This is a genomic window from Mycobacterium colombiense (genome assembly GCF_003284975.1).
Lineage (GTDB): Bacteria > Actinomycetota > Actinomycetes > Mycobacteriales > Mycobacteriaceae > Mycobacterium > Mycobacterium europaeum_A.
Genome location: NZ_QMEU01000186.1, coordinates 1 through 4,558, shown reverse-complemented (window position 1 = coordinate 4,558; position 4,558 = coordinate 1). Strand labels below are relative to the sequence as shown.

The following is a 4,558-nucleotide window of genomic DNA, read 5'->3' as shown; positions in this document are numbered from 1 at the left end:
TGCAGGACCCGCCGCGACGTCCGCGGGGCGAAGTAGTTGCCGGCCTCGGCGAGCGTCCCCAGCGGGGTGTCGATGCGGGCCGGTTTTTCCACCAGCCCGCGCACCACCATCGCCGCCGCCCGCTCGGGGCTGATCGCCGGCACCGGGTTGAGCCGGTGCGACGGCACGATCATGGGCGTGCGCACCAACGGCATATGGATGTTGGTGAAGGTGATGTGGTCCGACAGCACCTCCGAACCCACCACGTCGGAGAACGCGTCCAGCGCCGCCTTGGACGGCAGGTAGGAGCTGTACTTGGGATTGCGGGCCTGTACACCCGCGCTCGACACGTTGACGACGTGGCCGAATCGGCGCTCGCGCCAATGGGGTAGCAGCGCCAGCACCATCCGGACCGCGCCGAAGTAGTTGACCGCCATCACCCGCTCGTAGTCGTGCAGCCGGTCGGTCGAGTTGACCACCGAGCGGCGGATGGACCGGCCGGCGTTGTTCACCAGGTAGTCGACGTGGTCGAACCGGCCCAGGATGTCCTTGACGGTGTGTTCCACCGACGCCGAATCGGTGACGTCGCAGGTAAAGGCATGGGCGGCACCACCATTGGCGCGGATCTCGGCGACCAGCGAATCCAGCGCCGCGCCGTTGCGGGCCAGCGCGAACACGGTGGCGCCCCGCTCGGCGATCGCGATGGCCGCCGCCCGGCCGATGCCACTGGACGCCCCGGTGATGATGACGTGGCGGCCCTGCAACGGTCCCTGCGGATCGCCGCGGCGCGCCCGATCCGGATCGAGGTGCTCGGCCCAGTATCGCCACAGCTTGGGCGCGTAACCGGCGAACTCGGGAACGGCTATACCGGTGCCCCGCAACGCATCTCGTGTCTTCTCGTTGACGAAGGTGGGCGCCAGGTCCACGACGTCGAGCACCTCGGCGGGGATGCCGAGCTGGGTAGCCGCCATGTTGCGCACCACCCGGGCGCGCCCGCGCACCTTGAGCACGGGGGCGGCCACCGAACGGGGCAGTGAACCGCGCAGCGGCGGCAGCCCGGCCGCCTTGGCCACCCCGCGGTAGATGCCACGCAGGCCGATGGTCTTCTCGGCGGTCAGGTGGAACGTCTGCTGATCGCGGCCGTCGGCGTGCATCAGCGCGACCAGCGCGGCGACGACGTAGTCCACCGGCACGATGTTGGTGCGGCCGGTGTCGGGCAGCAGGATCGGGGTCAGCTTGGGTAGGACCGCCAACTTGGCCAGCACGCCGAAGAAGTAGTACGGGCCGTCCACCTTGTCCATCTCGCCGGTGCGCGAATCGCCCACCACCACCGCCGGTCGGTAGACGCGATGGCGCAGACCCGGCGCCGAGCGCACCAGTAGCTCGGCCTCGAACTTGGTCTGGTGATAGGGCGTCGGCAGCTGCTGGCCCACGTCGAAGTCGTCCTCGGTGTATTCGCCGGGGAAATCGCCCGCCACCGCGATCGACGACACGTGGTGCAACGTCGCGTTCAACCGCTGCGCCAGCGCGATCACCGCGCGGGTGCCCTCGACGTTGCTGGCCCGCTGTTCGGGTTCGCCGGCGGTGATGTCGTAGATCGCCGCACAGTGCACGACGTGATCGACCCGGCCCAGCTCGGCGAGCGCCTCGTCGCTCAGATGCAGCTCGGGCAGCGCACCGACCAGGGGTTTCACCCGTTCGCCCCACTCCGCCGCGAGCCGCTCGAAGCGGCCCAGCGACTGGCGTCGGACCAGCACCCACACCTGCGCCTCGGGCGCCGATTCCAGAAGACGGGACACGACGCGGCGACCGATAAACCCGGTACCGCCGGTAACGACATACCGCATGAAGACATGGTGGCGGTGGCAGCCGCGCACGTCAACTGCCGACCTTGTGTGGTGGCGACTAGCTGGATGGTGGCGACCCGCCGCGCCCGGCTACGCCGCGCTTGCGATCACCACTAGCTGTGGAAGTCGCGGATCCCGTCCCAGTCGACCAGCGTCCAGCCGGTCATCGGGTTCCCGCTGATCACCACGCGACCGGTGTTCGGAATCGGGTGGGTGTCCATCAGGCTGTCCTTGGCGTTCTGGGTGTTCAGCAGCGTCCACACCATGATCGAGTTCCGGTGCGAGAACACCACCGGGTTGCGGTGGCCGCTGTTGTAGACCTTGTTGATCGCGGCGGTGAACTGGTCGTTGAACTCCTTGCCGCTGATCGAGCCGGGGATGCTGTCGGAGACGTCGCCGTTGATCCAGTTCGCCGGCGCCAGCATGTACGTCGACTTGGCCATCGACTCGGGCTTGCCGTTGAACCAACCGGCGTCGATCTCCTGGATGCCGGGTAGCACCTCCACCTGCTTGCCGAGTTCGGCGGCCAGCGGAGCGGCGGTCTGCTGCGTCCGGATCATGGTGGAGGCGTAGACGGCGTCGTAGTCCTTGCGGCCGAGTTGGTGCGCGACCTGTTCGGCCTGTCCCTTGCCCTCCGGGGTCAGGCCGGGGCCCGGCACCTCGGTGTCGATGATGCCGCTGGCGTTGGCCTCGGACTGGGCGTGGCGGATGAACGTCACCGTGATGGACCGCGCCTGCGGTGAGCCGCCGCAGCCGGCGACGATCATCGTGGCGGTGAGCGCGGCGAGCGCGACGCCGGCCTTGCGGATCATGCTGCGCTTGGGCATGAAAGATAGCCTGCCCTGTCGACGGCTCCGGTGGGAAGGGTTTGCGTTGCTTTGTTACCGCGCGGGCCCGGTAGAGGGCCTTGATCATGCCCTCGTTTCGCCGGATGCCAGAGTGGACCGAGGATTCCTACCCAACGATCAGGAGACTTCCATGGCGATTGATCCGAGTGCCGTCGGCGCGGTCACCGAACCCATGCAGTTCGAATGGACCGATCGGGACACGCTGCTCTACGCGCTCGGCGTCGGCGCCGGGGTCGACGACCTGGCATTCACCACCGAGAACAGCCACGACATCGACCAGCAGGTGCTGCCGACCTACGCGGTGATCTGCTGCCCGGCCTTCGGCGCGGCGGGCCTGGTCGGAAAGTTCAACTGGGCCATGCTGTTACACGGATCGCAGAGCATCCGGCTGCACGCGCCGCTGCCGCCCGCCGGGAAACTCTCGGTGGTGTCGGAGGTCGCCGACATCCAGGACAAGGGCGAGGGCAAGAACGCGATCCTGGTGCTGCGCGGGCGGGGCACCGAACCGGATTCCGGGAAGTTGATCGCCGAGACGCTCACCACCTTGGTCATCCGGGGCGAGGGCGGCTTCGGCGGCATGCCGGGTCAGCGACCGGTCGCACCCGAATTCCCCGAACGCGAGCCCGACGCCCGGATCGCGCTGCCCACCCGCGAGGACCAGGCGCTGATCTACCGGCTCTCCGGGGACCGCAACCCGCTGCACAGCGACCCGTGGTTCGCGCGCGAGCTGGCCGGCTTCCCCAAGCCGATCCTGCACGGGCTGTGCACCTACGGGGTGTCGGGTCGCGCGCTGGTCGCCGAGCTCGGCGGGGGCGTCGCGGCCAACATCACCTCGATCGCCTCGCGCTTCACCTCGCCGGTGTTCCCCGGCGAGACGCTGACCACGCTGATCTGGCGCACCGAGCCGGGCAAGGCGGTGTTCCGCACCGAGGCTTCTGCTGCCGCCGATGGCGCCGATACGCGGGTGGTGCTTGACGACGGCGCGGTGGAATTCGCCTAGTGCCGATGGCGGCGACCGCCGCTAGCCACTGAGCTGATCGGCCAGCCGGTCGGTGAACTCGGCGGCCCGCGCGGGACTGTCGAGCGCGAACTGCGCGGCGGTGGCGCGGTCGCCGTCGTCGCCGTGCCGCACCAGGATCGGCACGCCGTCCGCGCGCACCGCGTCGAACGCATCCTCGTCGGTGATGTCGTCGCCGAGGTAGACCGGCGTGAGCGCACCGGAGCCGGCCTCGTGCAGGTGATCGATCACCCAGCGCAGCGTTTTGCCCTTGTCCCAGTCCAGGTCTGGGCGCAGCTCGATCACCTCGCGGCCGGTGGTGACCCGAAGCCCGTCGCGGCGGCCCGCGGCACGCACCGCCGCCAGCACCTCCCCGACACGGTCGCGTGCGGCGTTGCGGTAGTGCGCGGCGACCCCGAATCGCTTGTGCTCCACCACAACACCGGCGATCCCGCCCAGCTCGTCGCGCAGCCGCCCGGCCGCCTCCTCGAGCACTCCGATGGCGGCGGCCGCGGCCTCGTTCTCGTGGTGGGTGCCGTCGGGGGCGGTCAGCTCGAAGCCGTGGCTGCCCGCATACCAGATGTTCGGCACGCCAACGCGTTTGACCACGTCTGCCAGGTCGCGGCCGGACAGCACCGCAACCGGGCACCGCGCGGCCAGCTTCTGAAGCGCCTCGGTGGCCCCGACGACGGGCCGCGCCGCATCCGGGTCGTCGACGATGTCGGAGAGCGTGCCGTCGAAGTCGAAGAACACGGCCGGGCGCCGGGAGGCCAGCCCATCGGCCAAGGCCCGCAACGCATCCGGCAGTTGCGACATCCGGCGGTCCCCGGTGCGCACGGTGACCTCGTCCAGGTCGGCGACCACCGCGTCGGCCCCGGCCTCATCCA

4 protein-coding genes are annotated in these 4,558 nt (G+C 69.7%); 1 reads left to right on the top strand and 3 read right to left on the bottom strand.

From position 1 onward, the window contains the following. Together DQP58_RS25950 and DQP58_RS25945 are read right to left on the bottom strand one after the other, a co-directional pair. The coding region (locus DQP58_RS25950) for an SDR family oxidoreductase (protein WP_112710910.1) at window positions 1-1,826 on the bottom strand (1,826 nt) is incomplete at its 3' end. A gap of 113 nt (window positions 1,827-1,939) precedes the next feature. After that, window positions 1,940-2,653 carry a histidine phosphatase family protein gene (locus tag DQP58_RS25945; protein ID WP_112710909.1) on the bottom strand — a complete coding sequence of 238 codons (714 nt, stop codon included), beginning with the start codon at window positions 2,651-2,653 and terminating at the stop codon, window positions 1,940-1,942. A gap of 151 nt (window positions 2,654-2,804) precedes the next feature. On the opposite strand from DQP58_RS25945, the gene DQP58_RS25940 reads away from it, so the two are divergent. After that, window positions 2,805-3,674 (top strand): MaoC/PaaZ C-terminal domain-containing protein, encoded by an 870-nt coding sequence (locus DQP58_RS25940; RefSeq protein ID WP_112710908.1) that lies wholly within the window; start codon window positions 2,805-2,807, stop codon window positions 3,672-3,674. A 21-nt stretch (window positions 3,675-3,695) separates the two neighbouring features. Here the strand turns inward: DQP58_RS25940 and otsB are convergent. Next, the coding region (gene otsB, locus DQP58_RS25935) for a trehalose-phosphatase (RefSeq protein WP_112710907.1) at window positions 3,696-4,558 on the bottom strand (863 nt) is incomplete at its 5' end.